General features: G+C 39.2%; 17 protein-coding genes. 15 read left to right on the plus strand and 2 right to left on the minus strand.

Annotated features, from left to right (window positions below; all coding sequences use genetic code 11):
• Positions 1–9 precede the first annotated feature (9 nt).
• The 3 genes from frr to H6731_10390 all read left to right on the plus strand — a co-directional run bounded on the left by frr (position 10) and on the right by H6731_10390 (position 2,677).
• The gene (gene frr, locus H6731_10380; protein ID USN50652.1) at positions 10–567 is read left to right on the plus strand and encodes a ribosome recycling factor; all 558 of its coding nucleotides are present in this window, start codon (positions 10–12) and stop codon (positions 565–567) included.
• Between the two features lie 268 nt (positions 568–835).
• Positions 836–1,438 carry a hypothetical protein gene (locus H6731_10385; protein USN50653.1) on the plus strand — a complete coding sequence of 201 codons (603 nt, stop codon included), beginning with the start codon at positions 836–838 and terminating at the stop codon, positions 1,436–1,438.
• Between the two features lie 105 nt (positions 1,439–1,543).
• Positions 1,544–2,677 carry a ubiquitin carboxyl-terminal hydrolase gene (locus H6731_10390; GenBank protein ID USN50654.1) on the plus strand — a complete coding sequence of 378 codons (1,134 nt, stop codon included), beginning with the start codon at positions 1,544–1,546 and terminating at the stop codon, positions 2,675–2,677.
• 46 nt (positions 2,678–2,723) lie between these two features.
• Here H6731_10390 and clpB read toward each other — a convergent pair whose 3' ends face one another.
• Positions 2,724–5,291, minus strand: coding sequence for an ATP-dependent chaperone ClpB (gene clpB / locus H6731_10395; GenBank protein ID USN50655.1), 2,568 nt, complete (start codon positions 5,289–5,291; stop codon positions 2,724–2,726).
• 159 nt (positions 5,292–5,450) lie between these two features.
• On the opposite strand from clpB, the gene H6731_10400 reads away from it, so the two are divergent.
• From H6731_10400 to H6731_10430, 7 genes are all read left to right on the plus strand, one after another.
• Positions 5,451–6,593, plus strand: coding sequence for an acyl-CoA dehydrogenase family protein (locus tag H6731_10400; GenBank protein ID USN50656.1), 1,143 nt, complete (start codon positions 5,451–5,453; stop codon positions 6,591–6,593).
• A 130-nt stretch (positions 6,594–6,723) separates the two neighbouring features.
• Positions 6,724–7,689 (plus strand): ATP-binding cassette domain-containing protein, encoded by a 966-nt coding sequence (locus H6731_10405; GenBank protein USN50657.1) that lies wholly within the window; start codon positions 6,724–6,726, stop codon positions 7,687–7,689.
• A gap of 14 nt (positions 7,690–7,703) precedes the next feature.
• Positions 7,704–8,423 (plus strand): ABC transporter permease subunit, encoded by a 720-nt coding sequence (locus tag H6731_10410; protein ID USN50658.1) that lies wholly within the window; start codon positions 7,704–7,706, stop codon positions 8,421–8,423.
• 10 nt (positions 8,424–8,433) lie between these two features.
• The gene (locus H6731_10415; protein ID USN50659.1) at positions 8,434–10,056 is read left to right on the plus strand and encodes a GldG family protein; all 1,623 of its coding nucleotides are present in this window, start codon (positions 8,434–8,436) and stop codon (positions 10,054–10,056) included.
• A 10-nt stretch (positions 10,057–10,066) separates the two neighbouring features.
• Positions 10,067–11,509, plus strand: coding sequence for a DUF4340 domain-containing protein (locus tag H6731_10420; protein ID USN50660.1), 1,443 nt, complete (start codon positions 10,067–10,069; stop codon positions 11,507–11,509).
• 260 nt (positions 11,510–11,769) lie between these two features.
• Positions 11,770–13,206 carry a hypothetical protein gene (locus H6731_10425; GenBank protein USN50661.1) on the plus strand — a complete coding sequence of 479 codons (1,437 nt, stop codon included), beginning with the start codon at positions 11,770–11,772 and terminating at the stop codon, positions 13,204–13,206.
• Positions 13,207–13,949: 743 nt separating this feature from the next.
• Entirely contained in the window at positions 13,950–15,548 is a 1,599-nt protein-coding gene (locus tag H6731_10430) for an NAD(P)/FAD-dependent oxidoreductase (protein USN50662.1), read from the plus strand.
• Positions 15,549–15,669: 121 nt separating this feature from the next.
• Here H6731_10430 and H6731_10435 read toward each other — a convergent pair whose 3' ends face one another.
• Complete coding sequence (locus H6731_10435; protein USN50663.1) at positions 15,670–16,500, minus strand: hypothetical protein; 831 nt, start codon at positions 16,498–16,500, stop codon at positions 15,670–15,672.
• Between the two features lie 180 nt (positions 16,501–16,680).
• Here H6731_10435 and H6731_10440 point away from each other — a divergent pair, with 180 nt between their 5' ends.
• From H6731_10440 to H6731_10460, 5 genes are all read left to right on the plus strand, one after another.
• On the plus strand, positions 16,681–16,863 hold the full coding sequence (locus tag H6731_10440) for a hypothetical protein (protein ID USN50664.1): 183 nt from the start codon (positions 16,681–16,683) through the stop codon (positions 16,861–16,863).
• Positions 16,864–16,996: 133 nt separating this feature from the next.
• Positions 16,997–18,025: a hypothetical protein gene (locus H6731_10445; protein USN50665.1), complete on the plus strand. Its 1,029-nt coding sequence runs from the start codon at positions 16,997–16,999 to the stop codon at positions 18,023–18,025.
• 401 nt (positions 18,026–18,426) lie between these two features.
• Positions 18,427–20,214 (plus strand): M61 family metallopeptidase, encoded by a 1,788-nt coding sequence (locus tag H6731_10450; protein ID USN50666.1) that lies wholly within the window; start codon positions 18,427–18,429, stop codon positions 20,212–20,214.
• Between the two features lie 112 nt (positions 20,215–20,326).
• Positions 20,327–20,854, plus strand: a complete 528-nt coding sequence (locus tag H6731_10455) for a hypothetical protein (GenBank protein USN50667.1) — start codon at positions 20,327–20,329, stop codon at positions 20,852–20,854.
• Positions 20,855–21,629: 775 nt separating this feature from the next.
• Positions 21,630–22,361 (plus strand): DsbA family protein, encoded by a 732-nt coding sequence (locus H6731_10460; protein ID USN50668.1) that lies wholly within the window; start codon positions 21,630–21,632, stop codon positions 22,359–22,361.
• Positions 22,362–22,408 lie beyond the last annotated feature (47 nt).

Genomic DNA, 22,408 nt, shown 5'->3' on the forward strand with positions numbered 1-22,408 from the left:
GGTGAACTTATGATTGATGATATTACACTTGACATGAAGCAAAACGTAGAAAAAACTACTGAAGCTCTCAAGAAACAGTTGGCTTCCATACGTACAGGGCGCGCGCACACAAGCTTGATCGACTCTGTAAAAATTGACTATTACGGAAGCCCAACCCCAATCGCTCAGGTAGCTAATATTACTACACCTGATGCGCGTTCATTGGCAATTAAGCCATGGGAAAAGGGACTGCAAAAACAGATCGAAAAGGCAATTCTTGAGGCAAACCTGGGGCTTACAGCGATAACAGACGGTGATATGGTTCGTGTGCCGGTACCGGCCTTGACTGAAGAGAGGCGTAAAGAATTTTGCAAGCAAGCCAAAAACCGCGGAGAAGAAGCCAAGCTTGCCATTCGTAATGCGCGGCGCGACGCTAATGATATGCTCAAGTCTGCTGTCAAGGGAAGCGACATTACTGAAGATGAAGAAAAACGTGGACTTAAGATGGTGCAGGATATTACTGATGCAGCTGTCACTGCAGTGGATGAGCTCTGCTCTAAAAAAGAAGCGGAGATTATGACAGTCTAAAATTTTAAAACTATCTCCAATATGAATGTATGGGTGCGTCGGATGTATCCAGTAGATTTATAGTGTATTTGGAAAAACCCCCGAAGCTTTTTGCTTCGGTTTTTTTTATTCTCAAACAAAAAGTTTATTATTTGTATCTTAAATTTGATCATTTAGTGCGAAAATGTAATCAAGTAAATAAGTATTCCAATGTGCGCAAAATAAATATTTTTTTTGTTTTTTGTGTGCATAACTAGGTAATAAGATTAATCTAAGGAGTACAATAATTATGAAATTAGCTTTGAATGGTGTTTTCGCAGCAATGACTGTTGCATTATTAGGATTTTTGGGTGGTTGTGGACCACAAAACCTCAATGATGCTGATTACTTGGCGCAAATGAGTGAAGCAGGTTTGGACCAAAATGGCGTTATGTCAAAAAATGATGAATCCAATTCCGATGAGAGCAGCAGCGAAGCTCCTATGATGGCTGATGCTACTCCTGTTGTGAAATTGCCACCTCGATATGTGCATGTTCCATCTATTGTTGAAAGACAACCAACTGTAGTAACTACTTCAGATGAAGACAGAGAATATGTACGTGATATCTATCACAACAGAACAAAGCATATTATGGAACCTTCACGTCACATACATACAATCAATAAAAAATTGACTAACCGTCACTTGTATCACACTAAAGTTGTGCATCATCCAACCAACTGCAATCAAGTACGTTACACAGGAAGCGTGAAAAATGTACAAGAGATGTTGCCTGATACTGAAGTAACAACTCCAGTAAGAAATGCTTGCCCAGGTGTATGCCCAGGTCGTGGTTTTGGTTATTACCCACGATTTTATGGTCGTTTTCACCGTGGCCTTTGGTTGCGATAATTTCTGAATTAAGCAGCTAAATAAACCCCCTTAAACGGGGGTTTTATTTTTTGCTCGTTTTATTAGAATACAATTTATTTAAATTTCCAGTTTCCAGAGGTTTTTGTGACATCCTTATTTAAACTGCTGTTGGTCACTAGTTTATTTCACATGTCTTGTTCTGATGGAGCTCGTACAGTCAATGACCGCAATCCTGAGAAACAGACTCAAAGCTCACAAAATAATATTCATGATAAAAAATTGTCATCATTAGAAAAGAAAAAAATAAACCATAATAAGCTGCCGCAAGAAGAGGTCTCTCTGACTCCACTACCCACGTGTGGACTTCGCAATCTTGGTAATACCTGCTTTGCTAACGCCTCGCTTAATCTTTTATTTTCATCTTCTACTTTTCAAAAAACGCTCAAGAGCGAGCTTGTAAAAGAGGAGAGGGAGCCAGGCGATCAATTTGCTGCTCGCAAACAATTGCAAGAAGCAGCCCGAGCTCTTAACAAAGCTCGCCAAGAAAAAAAAGAGGCTCTACATGACGAGCTGAGTGAATTTTTTGACGTATATGAACGTACAAGAAAACTAATCAAGGGCTCAGAATTAGTGGGAAGTGTTGATAAAGTCAGAAGAGATCAGGCAGATACCAATGAATTTATTACAGATATTTTTGATTTTTTGCCTATAGAGCCTCTGCTAACCTTTGCTTATAATGAGTTTATAGATAAAAGCGTTAAATTTTTTTCCACGCAGCCACTGCAAAAGCTTGAGCTTCCTCTCTCCGGAAAGCCTGACAATATCCAAAGCCTGATCAATAAGATGTTTTTGCCTGCTCCTATGGTTGGGAATAATCAGGTAGAAAATTCCAAAGGTGTGCAGATGGATTCCATTCGTTACGAAGCTATAGAAGATCCGCTTCCCCGCTCGCTATTTATTTCTTTAAAGAGATTTGCTTATGATGGAGCAGTAAAAAAATTATTTGATCGAATTATTCCTGACAAAAACATAGAAATCAAAACCAAAAATCGTAAAGATATAAAGCAAGTCTCGACCCAGCAATATACTTTAAAAGGCATTGCCGTACATAGTGGAGCAACGATGCATAGTGGTCATTATTACGCCTATATCTATGATGGAACGAAAAACACTTGGATCCTATTTAATGACTCCTCGGTGAGCAGCGTAGATGAAAAAGCAGTGTTCAGTGATGCTACGGAAAATGCTTATGTCTATCTTTATGAAAAGAAGCAATAAAAAATGCTGCTCTGTTGGCAGCATCAAAAGATTTTTTAAAGTTTGATTAAGCTTTGCTTATAGAGAATTCTTGATTGTTAACATCTACTTTGAGTGTATCGCCAGCGGAAAATTTTTTCTCAAGCAAGGCTTTGGCGATTTTGTCGATTACCTCCCTCTGTAGAGTCCGCTCTAATGGTCGAGCTCCGTAGGCTTTGTCGTAACCGCGATGAGCCAGTTCCTTTTTAGCACTCTCAGAAATAAGCAGTGCCAGATCTTGGCGTTTGAGTCTGACAGTCAGCTTTTGCATCATGATATCGATGATGCCCAAGAGATCTTGTTCGCTTAAGCCTGAAAATAAAATCAGATCATCAACACGGTTTAAAAATTCAGGGCGAAAATGTTGTTTTACCATGGCAAGCACTTGTTTTTGAGCATTATCGCTCACACCATCTTGCAAAAATTCGCTACCGATGTTTGATGTCATAAGAATAATGGTGTGACGAAAATCTACCGTGCGGCCTTGTCCATCGGTGAGACGTCCATCATCAAGCACTTGCAAAAGAATGTTAAATACTTCTGGGTGTGCTTTTTCCATTTCATCGAGCAATAAAATCGAGTATGGACGGCGTCTGATAGGCTCAGTCAGCTGTCCACCTTCTTCATAACCAACATAACCTGGAGGGGCTCCTATCAAGCGTGATACGCTGTGGCGCTCCATATACTCCGACATATCGATGCGGATCATGGCTTTGGCATCGTCAAACAAGAATTCAGCGAGCACTTTGGCAAGCTCAGTTTTACCAACACCGGTAGGGCCCAAAAATAAAAATGAACCGATAGGTTTTCGCTCATCGCTTAATCCAGCACGATTGCGCCGTATGGCTTGGCATACAGCTGTGATGGCATTTTCTTGCGAGACAATGCGCTTTTTGAGTTCATCCTCCATATGTAATAAACGATCAGATTCTGATTGCAGCATTTTTTGTACAGGAATGCCTGTCCACCGACTCACTACTTGAGCGATCTCATCCTCAGACACAACCTCTTTCAAAAAGCTGCTCTTTTTTTGTACGGCTTCAAGCTCTTTAGTTTTTTCATCGATTTCCTTTTGGACTTGAAAAAGATCTCCGTACTGCAAACGGGCTGCCTGTTCAAAATCTCCCGCTCTTTGTGTCACTTCAATTTCATGTCGAAGTTTTTCGCTTTTTTCTTTTGCTTTACGTATGGATTCCAAGATAGATTTTTCGGCCTGATATTTAGCTTCTATCACGCGAGCTTGCTCTTTGGTTTCTGCTAGATTTTTCTCAATGTCTTTAAGGCGGCTCTGACTTTTTTCATCTTTTTCTTTGCTTAGGGCCTGTCTTGCAACTTCGAGTCTAGTTATTTGTCGGTTCAGTTCATCAAGTTCTACTGGTAGTGATTCGATTTGCATCTTGAGGGCGCTTGCTGCTTCGTCCATAAGATCGATGGCTTTATCAGGCAGTTGTCGGTGCGTGATGTAGCGATTACTTAGAGTCACCGCTGCAACAATGGCAGCATCACTGATTCTGATACCATGATGAACTTCATAGCGCTCTTTAAGGCCACGCAGAATAGCAATGGCATCTTCCTCGCTCGGTTGCTCAATTTGCACAGGCTGAAAACGTCTTTCTAAAGCAGCGTCTTTTTCAATGTACTTGCGGTATTCATCGAGCGTGGTAGCGCCGATACAACGCAATTCTCCGCGGGCGAGGGCGGGTTTGAGCATGTTGCTTGCATCCATGGCGCCATCAGCACCACCAGCACCAACAAGCGTATGAAGCTCATCGATAAATAAAATGATTCTTCCGCTTTCTTTCTCGATTCCCTTGAGCACTGAGCGCAGCCGATCTTCAAACTCGCCGCGATACTTCGATCCTGCAAGCAATGAAGCAAGATCAAGGGCTAATAATTTTTTATTACGCATGCTGTCTGGCACATCGCCCTTGACAATACGCAGGGCAATTCCTTCAGCTATGGCGGTTTTACCTACGCCTGGCTCTCCAATCAAAACTGGGTTGTTCTTGGTGCGGCGGCTGAGCACCTGAATGGTGCGTCGTATTTCTTCATCTCTCCCAATTACAGGATCAAGTTTTCCTTCCTGAGCATCTTTGGTGATATCTCGTGTGTATTTTTCTAATGCGCCAACTTTGGATTCTGGATTTTGATCCTGCACTTGAGACCCCTTTCTTATTTGTTTAATTGTTTCCGTAATTTGCTCTGTGCTCAAGCCTGCCGATTCGATAAGGGAGGCTAGCAAAGAGGTTTCACAAAGCCCCAAAAAGAATGTATCGGTTGATAGAAATTCGTCTTTAAAAGTTTTTTGATGATATTGGGCCTTCCTCATGGCTTCATTGATCGAAGGAGAAAAGGATACCGAATTACTGCCGCTTACTTTTGGGCTTTTCTCAACTTCCCGGTTTACTGCTTCGGCAAATGATTGGCCTTCCTTTCCTAAATGAATGATGATAGCGCCAACAAGACCTCCATTTTGTTCAATTAGAACTTTGGCCATGAGCAGCGGATTAATCTCAGCAAGATTCTTATCCAGGCATAATTGATTGGCATCGTTAAAAGCTGAAATGAGTTTTTCGGTAAAATTATTTGAATTCATCAGCTACCCCACGGCAAAAAGAATGACGCTTACGGCCTTAGCATAGACAGTGCTTGAATGCTGACAAGGCTGAATTAAATATGATGAGTTATTAGGTCGACAATTTAAGAATTTATTTATAAATGATTAAGAAATGCTAGAAAAAATGAGGTGTAGCACATGGTTAGTTTTGATCTCACAAGTGAACAACAGCAACTTAAAGCCCTCGCTCATGATTTTTCCCTAAAAGAAATTAGGCCTATTGCATCTCATCACGATGAAACGGGTGAATGGCCAGAAAAACTCCTTAAAAAAGCTTTTGAAATAGGCCTGATCAATTGTCATATTCCAGAAAAATTTGGAGGCCAAGGCCTTTCCACCTTTGATGCATGTTTGATTGATGAAGAGCTTGGCTACGGTTGTACCGGTATTACAACTGCGTTGACGGCAAACTCTCTGGCGCAGATGCCTGTTATTATTGCAGGAACTGATGAGCAAAAAAAGGAGTGGCTTGCGCCCTTTGCCAAGGAACATGCCATTTGCTCTTATGCAGTTACCGAGCCTGCTGCAGGCTCAGATGTTGCTAATATTGCAACGACTGCGGTCAAAAAAGGTGACAGCTATATTTTGAATGGCCAAAAAGTATGGATTACCGGAGCCGGTCATGCAAAATGGTTTTTTGTTCTTGCAACTACCGATAAAGAAAAACGCCACAAGGGTAAAACCGCTTTTATTGTGCCAGCCGATGCGTCAGGTGTTGTTGTTGGCAAAAAAGAAAACAATATGGGGCAGCGTGCTTCTGATACACGAAGTGTGACATTTGAAGAAGTAGAAGTTTCGGCAAAAAATAGGCTTGGTAATGAGGGCGATGGTTTTTTAATAGCTATGGGAGCTTTTGACTACACAAGGCCTTTAGTGTCTGCTGGAGCAGTAGGCCTTGCTCGGGCAGCAATGGAGCATTCTATCTCTTACGCTAAAGAACGGCGCGCATTTGGTATACCCATTTGGCAGCACGAAGGCGTTGGTTTTATGCTAGCTGACATGGCAACAGAAATTGAGGCTGCAAAGTATTTGGTGTGGCGAAGTGCCTGTGAGATCGATAAGGGGCAGCGCAATACAATTTTTGCAGCACACGCAAAGCGTTTTGCGGCTGATACAGCAATGAAAACGTGTATCAATGCAGTACAAGTGTACGGTGGTAATGGTTTTAATAAAGAATATCCTGTGGAAAAACTTATGCGCGATGCTAAGATATTTCAAATTTACGAAGGAACAAGCGAAATACAAAGAGTAATTATTACTCGAGAAATAATGAGTAAATAAGTAACTGTTAAATCACTAAAAGTAGGCAGCTGCATAGTGCATGCTGTCTGTTGCTTTTTTTGGGGCTTTTCGTATAAGCCAAATCGTTATAGTATCCTATTCAAATTTTTTAAGCCAGAGCGGAGGTATTATGGGAAACGAAAAGAAACCCATGATAGAGATAGGTGGGCTAAAAAAGTCTTACGGTGACTTTGAGGCGCTGCGTGGATTAGATTTCAGTGTCCCTAAAGGGCAAGTGGTAGGATTTTTGGGGCCAAATGGTGCCGGAAAATCCACCACTATGAAAATTCTCACAGGGTACCTTCCTTATTCTATTGGGACGGTAAAAGTGGGTGGACTCGAGGTCGCCAACAATTCCTTCGAAACCAGGACAATGATTGGTTACTTGCCGGAAAATAATCCTCAATACGAGGACATGATGGTAGCGGAATATTTGTATTTTATTGCTGACGTGCGAAAAATTCCGAAGAGCGAACATAAAAATAAGATTGAGCGCGTTATTGAACGCTGTGGAATCAAAAATGTTTTTCACAAAGATATAGGTCAGTTGTCAAAGGGATATAGGCAACGTGTGGGACTTGCACAGGCCATCCTTCACGAGCCTCAGTTGCTTATTCTCGATGAGCCTACAAGTGGTCTGGATCCAAATCAAATTATCGAAATACGTAATCTAATTACCGAGTTAGGTAGAGAAACTACGGTGCTTATGAGCACTCATATTCTGCAAGAGGCACAGTCAACCTGTCAGCGGATTTTGATTATCAATAATGGTCTGTTAGTTGCCGATGACACCCCAGAACAATTGGCCAGTGGCAATTTTGGTTCGATCTATCTTGAGCTTGTTCCCAATAAGCAAGCACAGATCGATATAGAACGCCTCAAGGAACAACTACGTAAACTAAAAGGGATTACAAAGATAAGCGATGAAAAAGCGGAGGAGCCAGAGCATTGTGCTTTGAGTATTCGTTACGAAGATAGTGATCCTCGTCGTCAGATCTTTGAGACAGTGGTGGATTCAGGAGCATCGCTCTTGGAAATGAAACGGCAAAAAGCTTCTTTAGAAGAAACGTTTAGAAGGCTTACCACCAAAGCATAAATGGGAGAGAAATTATGGGTATTACATGCAGTATTGCTCGAAGAGATTTTCAAGCATACTTTAATTCGCCAGCTGCTTATGTGGTTTTAGGCGTATTCTTGTTGGTATTAGGTTATTTGTTTTTTAGTACGCTCTTTTTAGGTGGCTATGCTTCTATGCGAGGCTTCTTCGGTGTAGCTCCGGTGCTTTTTGTCGTGTTTGGGCCTGCTATAACCATGCGTCTTATTTCAGAGGAACGTAAGAGTGGTACCATTGAGCAACTTTTGACCTTGCCGGTGAGTAATTTTCAAGTGGTTTTTGGAAAATTTTTTGCGGCCTTGGGCATTGTTATGGTGGGTCTTATTTTTACACTGCCTTTTGCTTTTAGTGTTTCCCTGCTCACTCCTGCTGATGCTCATTTTGATTATGGTCCCGTTGTTGGCGGATATCTGGGTTTAATTTTATTGGCGAGCGTATTTTTATCCTTGGGATTATTTGCAAGTTCGCTTACTAAAAATCAGATTGTTGCCTTTATTATTGGGCTGGCCTTGTGCTTCTTTTTTTACTTTGTTGATAAGTTTGCAGTTTTGATGCCAGCGTCGGTTGGAGCAGTATTTGAATATATTTCTGTGGACTATCACTTCAACAATATTGCTCGGGGTGTTGTGGATAGTCGAGACTTGGTTTTTTATTTGAGTGTGGTGTTAATCTTTTTAGTTCTTACTGAGCGTTCCCTCAGAAGAGATAAGCGATAGGGGGTAGCACATGAAAACAAAGAAAAATAATGGTTCAGCGGTTTTTGTGGTTGGTCTCGTTGCGGTGTTGATACTGATCAATCTTATTTTATTGCACAGCTTTTTCCGTATTGATCTAACACGTGATCACAAATTTACTCTTTCTCGCGCATCGGTTGAAACGGTCGCTCGTTTAGAAGATGTCCTAACTGTCAGTGCCTACTTTAGCAAAGGTTTGCCACCGCCATATGCTCAGCAAGCACGCTATGTAAATGACCTTTTAGCCGAATATGCTGCAGCATCAAAAAATGGCAAATTCGCTTTTGAGTTTAGCGACCCCACAGCTTCAGAAACTTTAGAAGATAAAGCTAAAAAGAAAGAAATGAAGCGGGACATCTTTGGCCGTCTTGTGAGAGAGCCCACAAGTATCGAAAGTGAATTGGCTGATTTAGGTCTGCAAGCCGTTGAAATTCGAGTGATTGAAGACGACGAACAGCAAACAAAACGTGCCTATATGGGTATTGTAGTTCGCTATCAGGATAAACATGAGGTTATTCCTGTTGTCCAAGATTTAGCTGACTTAGAAAAAAATCTTACAGGGCTTATGCGTAAGCTTGTGCGCGAACGCATGCCTAAAGTAGGTCTCGTAAGAGATCCATCTGGTGCTGGCATCACGAAGTTGAGTGAAGCACTGCGACAAAATGTCGTTTTGGAAGAAGTTTCTTTGAGCTCACAGGAAGAGATTTCCGATGATATTGATGCGCTCTTGGTGTTCGGTGAGAAGTCTCAATTTGGGGAGCAAGGAGCTAATAAGATAGATAGCTTTTTGAGAAAGGGCAAAAGCGCAGCGCTTTTGATGGACCGAGTAAAAATTGATCCGAGAACTTTCCAACAGCAGCCTAGTGCTCACACATTAGACAACTCCATGTTTGATCTCCTCAGTGATTATGGAATTACGGTTGAGTCTAGCTTAGTTGCAGATGCTTCGTGTGCATCGCTCAATATGCAAGAAAACCGTGGAGGGTTTTCTTTCTCGTTGCCCGTCAAATATCCTTTTGTTCCAGAGTTATTAAATCTCTCTTTTGAAAGCCCTATCACTAAAGGGCTTACTGGAGTGATTTTACCTTTTGTGGCCAATATTCAGATTACAGAGAAAGCAGGCTTGAACACCGAGGTTATCGCTCGCTCGAGCAAAGTCTCTTGGTTAGAAAAAGAGCCTTTTGATCTAAATCCTCGTCGTGATTGGGGGACAGCCAATATCGTTCCTGATGGCCCTTATTCTCTTATTGTTCAAGCGCGTGGTGTTATGCCCACAAGAGCCTCCAAAGATGAAAAGCCGTTAAATGATGAAAAAACACTCGAATCTCGTTTGATTGTCGCTGGTACTTCATCTTTTCTCTGGGATGATTTTTTAACTGTTCCTAATCAGGTGCTTGCTCTCAATATGGTTGATTGGATGCTTGCAGACAGTGCTTTATTGGAAATGCGTTCTCGTACTTTTAACGATGCTCCTTTGGATGCAGACTTGAGTGACGGTTTAAGACAAGGCGTAAAATATGGAAATATTCTAGGAGTACCATTTTTATTAGCGCTCTACGGATTGTTACGGTGGCGTTTGCGTGAATCTCGTAGACAATCTTTGAGAAAGGGCTAGGGGTAATTTTATGAATAGAAATACATGGATTATTTTGGGGCTCGTTGTTTTATTAGGTGCAGTTTATTTTTTTACTAGACAAGAAAAAGTAAGTGTTGGAGTTAAACATTTACAACTGCCGGAGTTTAAAGAAAGTAACGTTGATCGCATAGAAATTAGCGGTAAACATCAAGCAGTATTAGTTAAAAATGGTGATACGTGGATGCTCGAGATCGGTGAAGGCGACAATAAGCATTTGGTGGATGCTGATAAAAATCACGTCTCAAGTATGCTAGGAGCAGCCTTAGCTCTTAAACCATCTTACTATGTGACTGAACTTTCTGATAAACTCAAGGACTTAGGTCTAGAGCCCGATACTATGGTATCGGTCGCGATTAAATCTGGTGAAAAAATAGTGTGGACGCTTGAGTTTGGAAATAATACTGCTCATGGTGGTAGATATGCTAAGAAACCTCAGTCAAAAGATGTCTACGTTGTTAAAGCTCAATTTTGGCAACTGATAAGAAATAATGCGATCGACTGGCGAGAAAGAACTCTTCTTTCAATTAATCCGATTGATCTAAGGGAGTTTGAGCTTAAAATAGAAGAACGCTCGCTTCATTTGGAAAAGAAAGAAGAGGGCGAACAGTGGAACTTTGCAGCCGATCAGTCCGGACTTCCATCCTCGTACAGAGCTGATGGGGCAGCCTTAACGGCTATTGTGCGGGCAGCGGCTACATTGAGGGCAAGTGGCTTTATTGATGAGAAAAAAATGCTTGGTGAACCACTGGCATCAGTTTCGTTTAAAGACAAAGATGGCACAAGCTACTCATATAAAATTTATTCTGCTGAAAAAGAAAAACTTTTGGTTGTGGTTGATGGCAAAGAACAAATCTTTGAAATTGCTAAAAGCAGCTTTGATAGAGTCAATCGAAGTATCAATGATGTTCGTGATCTATCGGTCATCAATTTTAATCTAAACGACATCGCCAAAATTTCATTGGCCGACAAAAAATCTCGCGTAGTACTAGAGAAAAGCGAAAATGAGTGGCAGCTCATGGAGCCCAAAACTTTAGCTCAGGGTTTTGAATTCGATAAAAATTCTCCAGAGACTTTCTTATCTGAAATAGTGGATTTAAAAGCGGTAGGAGTGGCTGATGACAAAAAAGATCTGCCGCAAAATGCGCAATGGCAAAATATTCCATTGGTAGAAGTAAGTGATAAGCAAGGTCATTCCTATGCTTTGTATGCAGTGAGAACAAAAACCAAAGGCGAGTATTTAGTTAAGGGCACGATTGATAAGCTTATTTATATAGTGAAAGAAGATAAACTAGAATTTCTTAATAAAGGAGTTAAGGCATTTAAAAAAATTGAAGCTAAGCTTCCCGTTATTGATGAGAACGTCCAGGGATTTGAAGGTTTGCCACCAGAAATCCAAAGACAGCTACTCAATGCCGCACAACAAAAAAGGTAGTTTTTTTGATTCAATAAAATTGAAGGCGGCTTGGCCGCTTTTTTTGTTGCTAAAGCAGTGTAAAGCTATAAAAGTTATTATGTCTACTTTCTGAGCAGCCGATTATTGTTTCGGTTCTAAATATTGGGTTTTTGGTAAATTCCAATCAGGTAAAAAGTGCTTTTAAGTACTAGAACATTCCGTTTTTAAGTGTATGGTATGAGGAAAAACTGCAATTATGATGCGCGATTTATTGTTGAAATTTTGCTTGGAATATTAATATGAAAAAGAAAAAGTTTTATTTGTTGTTTACATTATTTTTAATTGTTTTTGAAGGTGTTTCATGGTCTCTTTATGGCGCTAACGAAGATGTGGTTGAGGATAACTTTGAAATTAACAACAATGAAATAATTCAAAGCTTAATGGTCGAATATCGGGGAAAATTTACCGATGAGAGGCACAATTATTTGATTCAACTAGTAATGACTCCTGTGACCTCTAGTGAAAAGCTTGTGAGCTATTGTGAGGAACTTAAATCTGCAGAGTTCATCACTTTGGATACTGAATTCGTAAATAATTCAGAACTATGCCTTATTCAAATAGGGGGACCCAAATTGGCCTTCGCTATTGATGTCTTATGTGAAAACTTAGATCTGTCGCCCTTTTATAAACTTATGCAAAACCCCAAAATTTTTAAGGTATTTTATGACATGAGGAAGGATTTAGAACTTCTAAAAAAAGAAATGATATCAAGAGGAATACCAGGTAAAGTTTATTTTAACTCGTGCCGAGACACCGGAACAATGGCCAAAGAGTGCCGCATGAGTGAATTTCGCGGTTACGCCAATCTTTTACGAGGATTAACTGAGATTGATATTGATAAAAATATTGATCATAAATGGAAAACTCGGCCGTTAACTGAAAGTCGCATGCTTTATGCTCTTAATGATGTGGTTTACTTAAGGCCGGTTTATGAGGAATTACTGTATGCTTTAGAGAATAATGATGAGTTAGCAAAATATTATGATAAATATGGAAAAATTTTCTTGGAAAAAAAATTGTTATTATGCTCTGGTATATTTAGTGGTAAGAAATATAATTTTGAAATGATTTTGGTTGTAACACCTATCTCAAAAAATGATGAAATAAAAGAAGTGTTCACATATATTATTAGCAACTATGATGAAGTTGCTATTGAAATAAAGAATATTTATTCACCTAAATTAAAATTAAAGAAAAATTCTCTACCAAGTTGCTCTGTTATTCAAATAGCTGTGTTTGATATGGTTTTTATTATTGACGCGAAAGACAAACCTGAGCTTTCACCACTATTCGCTATGCTTAAAAACGCCAAAATTATGAAAATCATTTTTGAACCAGAAATTTTTAATAAAACGGCTGAATTTAAAGGTAAGAAAGTTAACTCTGTTTTTAGTGTATTGAAAGAGAGCAAAAAGAGACTTTCTTATTTAGAAAACCAAAAAAATCTTAGTTCCACAAAATTGGCCGAAACAATACTTGATACGGGGGATGAAAAAAATCTCTTTGACACACGAGAGCAAATATTTAATAAAAGACCGTTATCAGATAATGCTATAGAAGGAGCCTTAAAGTTCGTTAGTTACTTGCTGCCCATGTATCATGAGCTAATAGAGATAGAGAAAAACCCACCTATTATTTGCTCTAATAATGATAATTTAGGAAACTGCGCATTATAAATTGTTGAAATTTAGACCTTTCGGCTAACCTTCATAAACACCAGCTCGCAAAAATGATGCCAATCAACCCTAACGGCAGCTAGTGTAGTATAGGATCGACTTAGTCAGTTCAAATACTGCCAACCCTGGTTTTTGGTCTTGATCTGGTGTTTGCGGTCGTTCTGAAAACCTATAATTAAAATTATGTTAATTTTTATCTATGTCGTAAAAATAAAAAATGACTAGAAATCTGTTTTCGTTTGATTGGTGGTTGAATAGTTAAGGCGTCAAATTGTTAAGAGGTCGTTTTGAAATTTTTTTGCAAGCTTTCGAAAGCATTTTTGGCTCATAGTGGCGGAACTTCTCTTTAGAAGCAAAGCTTATTCATTTTTTTCTTGAGCCCCTTATCAAGCGACGGCAATAAATTCAAGCATAGCGGAAAAGGTCATATGCTGCCTGCTATGATCCAAGCCAAGCGAGATAAATTAAATGTCGACTTTAAGTATTTTTCAAACAGTCTCTGATGCTTTGATAGATCGGTATTCTTGGCTATTTGACTCTTCGAAATCATCTGAATGAGTTCGATACTTGCAAGGGTTTTAGGAGCTGTATAAAACGATTTGAATTCAATTATTGGCTTGGTAATCCGCTCGATTGTGAATGGGCATAATCTGTTGTAGAGGTTGGGTAAAAAAGTTTGGCTTAACTTTTTCTTGTACTACCCAAATTCTTTTAGTCAGTCATTGCAATTAACGAGAAATACCATGTTACGACTTACACAAATAAAACTTCCACTCAAGCATAATGATGCAGAATTAACTCAAGCTATTGCTCAGGAGCTAGGGGTAAAAAATAACGAAATTATTAGCTATAAAGTTTTTCGACGCGGCATAGACGCGCGCAATAAAAAAAATATTTTTTTAATTTATACTGTGGACGTAGAGGTGCTTGATGAGGAATCGATTTTACGTCGAGTAAAAAAGAACGAAAAAATAAGCATAGCACCCGATACTTCTTATAAATTCCCTGCTCGAGCTTATAAAAATGTGAAAGAGAGACCCATAGTGGTGGGCATGGGCCCTTGTGGTTTATTCTCAGGTTTAATTTTAGCCGAACTAGGTTTTAGGCCAATTATTTTAGAGCGTGGAGAAATTGTTAGACAAAGAACCAAGGATACTTTCGCTTTATGGCGAAAGAGTATCTTGAATCCAAATTCTAACGTTCAGTTTGGCGAGGGTGGTGCAGGTACTTTTTCTGATGGCAAGCTTCACAGTTTGGTAAGTGATCCTGAGTTTAGAGGAAGAAAAGTATTAACAGAATTTGTCGAGGCTGGAGCACCTGCAGAAATTCTATACATTTCGAAACCTCACATTGGTACTTTGCGATTGGTTTCCATGGTAGAGAAAATGCGCGCTAAAATTTTGTCCTTAGGCGGAGAAATTCGCTTTGGGGCAAAGGTTGAAACTTTGCTGAGCAGAAATCAACAGATAAGCGGGGTAAAACTTTCTAATGGTGAGCAGATAAATAGTCACCATGTGGTGATAGCCTTAGGGCATAGTGCTCGAGAAAGCTTTAAAATGCTCAATGAGCTTGGCGTTTATATGGAAGCCAAGCCTTTTTCGATTGGTTTTCGTGTAGAGCACCCTCAATCCATGATCGACGCGTGTAAATATGGTGCTTTTGCTAAAAACCCGCTCTTAGGGGCAGCAGATTATAAGCTGGTGCACCACTGCGCAAATGGACGTTCCGTTTATAGCTTTTGCATGTGTCCTGGTGGTACTGTGGTGGCAGCAACTTCCGAAGTAGGTCACGTCGTGACTAATGGCATGAGTCAATATTCCCGCGTTGAGAGAAATGCCAATAGCGGTATTGTGGTGGGAATTAATCCTAGTGATTATCCCAGCTCCGTTTTGGCTGGTATTGATTTGCAGCGCTCTATTGAGCAAAAAGCATTTTTAATGGGTGGCTCTAACTATAACGCACCCGCTCAACTAGTGGGCGATTTTTTAGCCAATAGATCTTCTACCAAGCTGGGAGATGTGGTGCCATCTTATAAACCAGGCGTAAAGCTCACAAACTTAGCGGGATTATTGCCTGATTTTGCAACGACTGCCATCAGAGAGGCTATCTTAGCTTTTGATAAAAAAATTCCCGGATTTGCCAGGGATGATGCACTTTTTACAGCTCCTGAAACCAGAACATCTTCTCCTGTGCGTATTAAGCGAGGGGAAGATTTTCAAAGTGTAAATATGAAAGGTTTGTATCCAGCCGGAGAAGGTGCAGGCTATGCGGGAGGAATTTTATCTGCTGCTATCGATGGTTTAAAAGTTGGTGAAGCTGTAGCAAAGAGCATGAATAGCTAGGCTTGGCATAAATAAATTATTTTCGTGCGTTATATGCTGATTCTAATTCGTCGTTAAAAATTTGCTAAAAATAAAAAGCGAACGCTTAAGACGTTCGCTGCAAAGATTAAATTTTAATCTCTTAGTAATTGGGGTTAATGGAAAATCCTGCAGTATTGTTTGGAGCGTTGAGGATTGGACTTGCTAAGTAAGCCATGCCGCCCGTGGCAATATTAAATGTTACAATGTAGTTGTCAGGCTGAGATCCTGATCCGTTTGGTTTATCATTAAGTGCACCATAAACAACACCATTCTTTATATCTAATGCTGTGTATCGTGGATTGTCATTGCCTGGTGCTGTAAATGAGAGCGCTGTAACTGTAGTGGCAGCACCGGTTGATTGATTGAGTAAGCTTAAGTTGGTTCCACCTGCATGATAGAGATTACCCGACGCATCATGAAAGAGGCCATTACCGTTGTCTGTATTGATGCCTGTTTGTCCAACAGCCGTATATGCACCAGTGCCAAGATTAATGGTTCCAACAGTATCGGGATTACTTCCGCCGTGAGCATAACCCCAAAGCACACCGTTGCTATCAAAGCTTAAGTCAGTAATGGTTTGGCCGCTAGGAATACCTGTAGGTCCAATTTCTAATGATTTAGCGGTGATGCAGTGAATTACAATTAGTGAACTTGCATTATCAACATCTTCGCCAACTCCGTAGAGTACACCATAAGGAGAAAATTCTACGGCAGTCACACGATGGATACCATTACCAGTTATGGTACCAATGGTTGTTCCAGCTCCATCCGATAAATCAAAGGATAAAAGTGTACTATCACCAGCGCTTCCACTGGTAGTAGTTCCATAGGCTGCAGCTTGGCAGGGACCAAGATCTTGTGCATTGAAATCGCTAAAGGCTGATACAGAAAAAGATGCTAAGCAAAAAGCCGAAATTGTTTTCAAAAACATAATTTCCCCCAAAATTATTTCGTCTAAAAAACTAACGACGAAAATCTACATTAATAAAAACATGTATGAAAAAATATAACAACTTTTGATTAGATAATAATTTATAAATGATTTTTATGTGTTCTTATTAGTTTTGATAGGTGTAGATGTACTCAGTATTCAATGTAGAGAGAGCATAGAATGAATTTAAAAAACAAAATGTTAGTTATTCATCCAGTGGAAATAAAAGATGCTTCTGATATCAACATAATGAGACGACATTCAGATATTTTACCTTTTATTCGTGCTGAGCTTGGAATAATGGTGCATCCCGACTTTCAAAGGCAGGGTAAGCTTGCAGATATCGATCTGATGGCTCGATAAAAATTGGATTGATGAGATGGGAGCTAGGCTTTTGATATTCTCATATGAATTCAAGTAAGAAAAATTAAATTAGAAGCAAACAAAAATATTTCATATATTTTATCTAGGGTAGAAAACTGTAAAAAAGGACCTGATGATGGGAAGATTTGTAAAGATTTTGTTGGTATTTAATTTCAATATGTTGTCGTTGAGTTTGCCAATGGTCGCAAAAAGTATTGAAAATTGTTTGTTAGAAGACAAAGTCTCCTATGGCGGAAGAGCTAAGGTGTTGGGTGCTCAGATATTAAATATCCCCTTGTCTCTTATTGATACCCAAGAGTTGCCGAGCGAAGGAGGGCAGTTAGAGGATTCACTTTTAGAGGTGGGTTTTCCTTTAAGCTCCTTAGGCACGTTTTTTGGCAATGTTTTACATGCCACGAGCATTGGAGATGGAAATATTAGCGAATCTGAAGCTTCGGTAGCTGATGTAGGTATAAATCTTGATTTGCTGGGGGCTATTTCTGTCAAGGCAAATTTTTTGGCAGCAAGGGCCTATCAAACCTGTGACAACGAGCTGTTTGGTGTGTCAGAGGTTGCTGGGTTAAATATAAACAATAAAGAAGTTATTGTTACAGGAGAAAAAAATCAAATCTATAATTTACTGGTCGGCAGAATTATAATTAACGAGCAAATTGAAGATGAAACAGGGATTACGGTAAATGCCCTTCATATAATCGTCGATGGGATTTTAGATGTCGTTATTTCTTCTGCGAGAGCTGCTATAGAATGCAGAAGTGAAGAGCTTTGCAATGAAGGCGATTTTATTACCGGTGGTGGATGGATAAATGTCGACAAAAATAACAAAGGAAATTTTGCCATTGCTGGTGGAATTAAAAATGGAAATCTATGGGGACATTTGAACTTTGTTGACCATAAAAGTAAGACAAAAATTCATGGCGTGCAGATTTTATCCTATGAGTCTCTCGACAAAAATACAAGATTGATTAGGGGATTAGCAAGCGTTAATCAGGATAAAAACTATACATACGAGGCTATTGTTTCCGATTACGGAGAACCAGGTAAAAGCGATACTTTTTGGCTTAAAGTTGAAAACGGTTTGGAATATGGTGAAGTGATTTTAGGCGGCGGGAATATTCAGCTTCACGCAGTTTCTTGTAAATAAGTTTGTAAATCCTTTGAAGCATAGTTGAAGATATTTTTCATAAAAGGCTCATAAAATTTAAGAAAATAATTTACAGAAAAGCTCCGAGGGTATTTATATCTTGGAGCGATGCTGCCAACGCTTAATTGGTCAAGGTAAAAAGTAGCGATGTTTGCTTTCAAACTTAAAAGTTACAGAATCATGCGCCAAAAATGATTTTTCGAGCTGTCAAAAGTTACATTCCTGAAATATTTTTAAAACAGTCTCTTCGCATAAATTCCACAACGGATTGGAGCTAGGGATTTTTTATTTTTTCTCGGAGGTTGCTTAGAAGATTTGTGTTAGCTGTAAAAATAGCTAAAGTTGTAGCAATTTTCTTGTGTGTTGAAAACTAATTTAGGCTTATCTCAACGAGGAAACTTATGAAAAAAAATCCTATTTCAATCATGATTGATTTAAGTGATCACAATGCCCATCTATTCAATGTGAGTATGCATATACCGTATGCAGTAGTACGACAGCGTTTATCATTGCCAGTGTGGACTCCCGGAAGTTATATGGTGCGGGAATTTGCGCAGCACATCGTATCTTTTGAAGCCTTGGACTCAGATGAAAAAATTAACTATAAAAAAATAAATAAAAATACTTTTGAGCTCGATAACGAAAGCTCCAACATCATAGTGAAATATCAAGTTTATGCCTTTGATTCATCTATTCGCGCAGCATATATTGACAATCAGCAAGCATTTTTTAACGGGACAGCTTTATTTTTATGCCCCGAAGGCCTTGAGGATTCTGAATACAGCGTGAGCATCCCTCCTCCCAGGCAAGAGACGTGGAATGTTGCAACAACAATGCCAGCTTTAAAAGTAGATGCCAGGGGTTTTGGGACTTACCACTCTCAAAACTACGAAGAGTTGATCGATTTTCCTTTTCAGGTAAGCGCTATGAAACGTTTGCCTTTTATGACGGCAGATATTCCGCATGAAATAGTGCTGGTAGGGGATGTTCGTCCTTTTGATGAGCAACGTTTGGTTCGTGATTTGAGCAAATTATGTGCTGAGCATCACGCTCTCTTTAAACAGTCGCCTTTTGATAAATATTTATTTATAGCTCGTTTTGAAGAAGGAGGTTATGGCGGCCTTGAACATCGCAACTCATCGATGCTTTTATCCTCTTCTAATGCTCTGCCGCAGTATGGGCTCAAAGAGCCCGATGCTCAATACCGCAATTTTTTGGGGCTTTGTTCTCACGAGTATTTTCATGCGTGGAATGTTAAGGCCATCAAACCCAAATCTTTTGTGCCCTATAATCTCAACGAAGAATGCTATACAGAATCCTTATGGATCTTTGAAGGGATTACATCATATTATGATGAGCTTTTAGTGAGGCGGGCTGGGCTTATTTCTCAACAAAGTTATCTGGAGCTTATGTCAAAAAATCTAACTCGTCTCGAGAGAAATCGTGGCCGCTTCACTCAATCACTCTATGATGCCAGTTTTGATGCATGGATAAAATTTTATCGTCCTAATGAAAATAGCACTAATGCAACTACCAGTTATTATCTAAAAGGATCTATTGTAGCGCTTTATCTCGACCTTTTTATCCGCTTTAAAAACAGTAATAAGAAAACACTCGATGATGTAATGCGGTCTGTTTTTATTGCTTATGGCGATGGACATGGAATGTTTGAGGAACAATTTTTGGATATGCTCAAAGAAATTGGCGATCTTGACATTAATGAGTTTAAAGAACGCTTTTTGAGTGGCACTGAGGATGCCCCCTTGGAAAAACTCCTTAATCATAATGGCGTTAGTTTAGCCATGGAAGCAGATGAAATTTTTGTCGATGACAAAACTCGTATGAACGCTCATTTGGGTTGTAAAATTCGTTTTGATGATAATCAGCGAGCGCTGATCACTTTTGTGGAGCTGGAAGGGCCGGCAATGAAGGCAGGTCTTGCTCCTTTTGATGAGATCGTTGCTATAAATTCTATTCGGATCGATGCAAAAAATTGGCCAGAGCTTGCAAGTGCCTTAAAGCCCGACGAAGAAGTTGAAATAGTATACGCTCGCAAAAAAAGATTGTTTCAGCTTAAATTATGGCCCAGCAATGTACCTACTCATCAGTGTAAACTTAGTATTCAAGACGGTGAAGAAAACATAATAAAGCGCCAGTCTTGGTTAGGAGAAGAAACAGTTTTTATTTAAAAGTAAGAGATGTTCTAAAAAAAATAATTGATTTCAAAAATGAGACGCATTATCACCAAATTACTGTGTGTTTGACAATAATCCTTCAGCATAGTTTTGGTGGAGGATAGTTGTGAAAAATTTCATTGTTTTAGTTTTATTTTGTGCGTCATTTTTGCATGCAAGCAATACTGCCAATAGCTTAAAGTCAATGCAGGATGAGCTCTGTGCAATCAAGAACTTTGCTGAAAAGCAGGCTTTGGAAATAGAAGATAGCATAAAAGATCTCGTTGAAAGTTTTCATCAAGAATCTTTAAAAAGAGATGCAATGGAATATCGCAAGATCAGTGAGCTAGCCCAGATACAGTTTGAAAAAATTAGTTGCGGAATGAATAGTGAACAGGCTCAATTATATCTGCAACTTTTACGCAATGAAATTTATGAATTTCATGTACTCTCTGAAGATCTGATTGAGGCCGGTATTAAAAATCCAAGCAAAAGTATGTGGAGCCGCGCAAAAGATATGTTGTCTTTTTCTTCCAACATGCTGATAAAATGCGGGGCAACCATTACTGCTGTAAGCGCAATATACAGATTATATCCATTGTTTTATGACTATCTGTTGTCTGATACATGTGCCATCATATCTGGTAGTTTGTAAGTTATAGAATAGCCAAATTTTCTAGCGCACATAAAATATTTCTATCAGAGATGAAGATCCTGAATAATCTTTTATATAATTCAGGATCAAATCTTGACTCTTTATCAAGCTTAAAAGCAAGATCCATTGCGGTCGGGTCGTTGTTGTTTTTTACGCTTATATCAGTGTTTTGCTCAAGAATATTTTGGTTACTCTCCGGGAGATACCGAAAGGCAATATGAGTTACCATCTCACTGTATTCATTATTTTGAATATTAAGCTTGGGATTTGATGCGGGATAACCATACTAATGTCTACATGTCCCCGCTCCAAAGCTATATGCGGAACAGTTTTCCCGTATCGTGGGTATGATTTAAATTTGGCTTTAGCTCTTCAAAATAATTGTGTAAAAAGGTTTGTCCATTGTAAACAAGGGAAACTAGTTCAAATGTATTAAAATGATAGTAGGTCCATTGCGCCTTGGCCAGGTTAAAGAAATCAAAAGACCAATAAATGATTAAGAATAACTGTTTATTTTTGATAATTTTTTATGTTTATTTAGCGATTGTAAATATTTCTCTAAAATGGCTTAGAAATACTGCTGTTTTGATTTTTAAAGCAGTTTCTTGATGTCAAAAAATAATATTAAAATAGTCAGTTGTAATCTAAGCTGCTTAAAATGCGTAAAAGAGTGATTGATTGATAACCCATTGCCTAAGCGCGGGCATGGTATTAGCTATAGTGAGCTGTCGTATCTCTTATTTAACGACACTATTTTTGATTGAGGAGAATAATTGTGAATAATAAGAAAAGTCTGCTTATTAGCTTGTTGGTTCTGCTGGCTGTAGTGGTGGCCGGCGGGCTAGTGACAAAGTATTTGCTTGATAAACTAACGCAAGCAGAAGCCAGGATTGATGTAATAGAAAAAGTTATTTTCCCACCGAAAGAGGAAGAGGAAGTTCAAAAAGAAGCCTTTGATGTTCCAGTAGGAAACAGTTTTGTTCTCGGGCCAAAAGATGCACCTATAAGCGTTACTGTTTTTAGTAATTTTCAGTGCCCCTATTGTGCAATGGCCGATACTGCTTTGCGAACGTTGGTAAATAACGAAAAACTGCAGGGAAAAGTCAACCTTGTATTCAAGCATTTTCCATTTGACCGTCATGCTAGTGCGCGTCCTGCTTCAAAAGCTGCCTTTGCCGCCGGTGAACAAGGAAACGATAAATTTTGGGCTATGTCAGAAAAGATTTTTGCTCATCAATCAGACTTAAAAGAAAAAAATCCTGAACAGCTCAATAAGATGTTTACAGCTTGGGCTAAAGAAATTGGTTGCGACGTAAATAAATTTGAGGCTGATTTAAAAGCTAATGATCAAAAATATGATGATCAGATCAATCAAGATATTAAGTTAGGCGCAGAGAAAGCCGAGCTCAGGGGAACTCCGTGGATTCTTGTCAATGGTTGGTTGCTTAAAGGTGATATCAATGCCGAAACAATTTTATCCATGAGCAAAGAACACAAGCTTCAGTAATTGATGGTTTGTTTAATGAAAAAAGCTACACATCGATAAGTGTGGCT

Source organism: Myxococcales bacterium (genome assembly GCA_023898405.1).
GTDB lineage: Bacteria > Myxococcota > UBA727 > UBA727 > JABDBI01.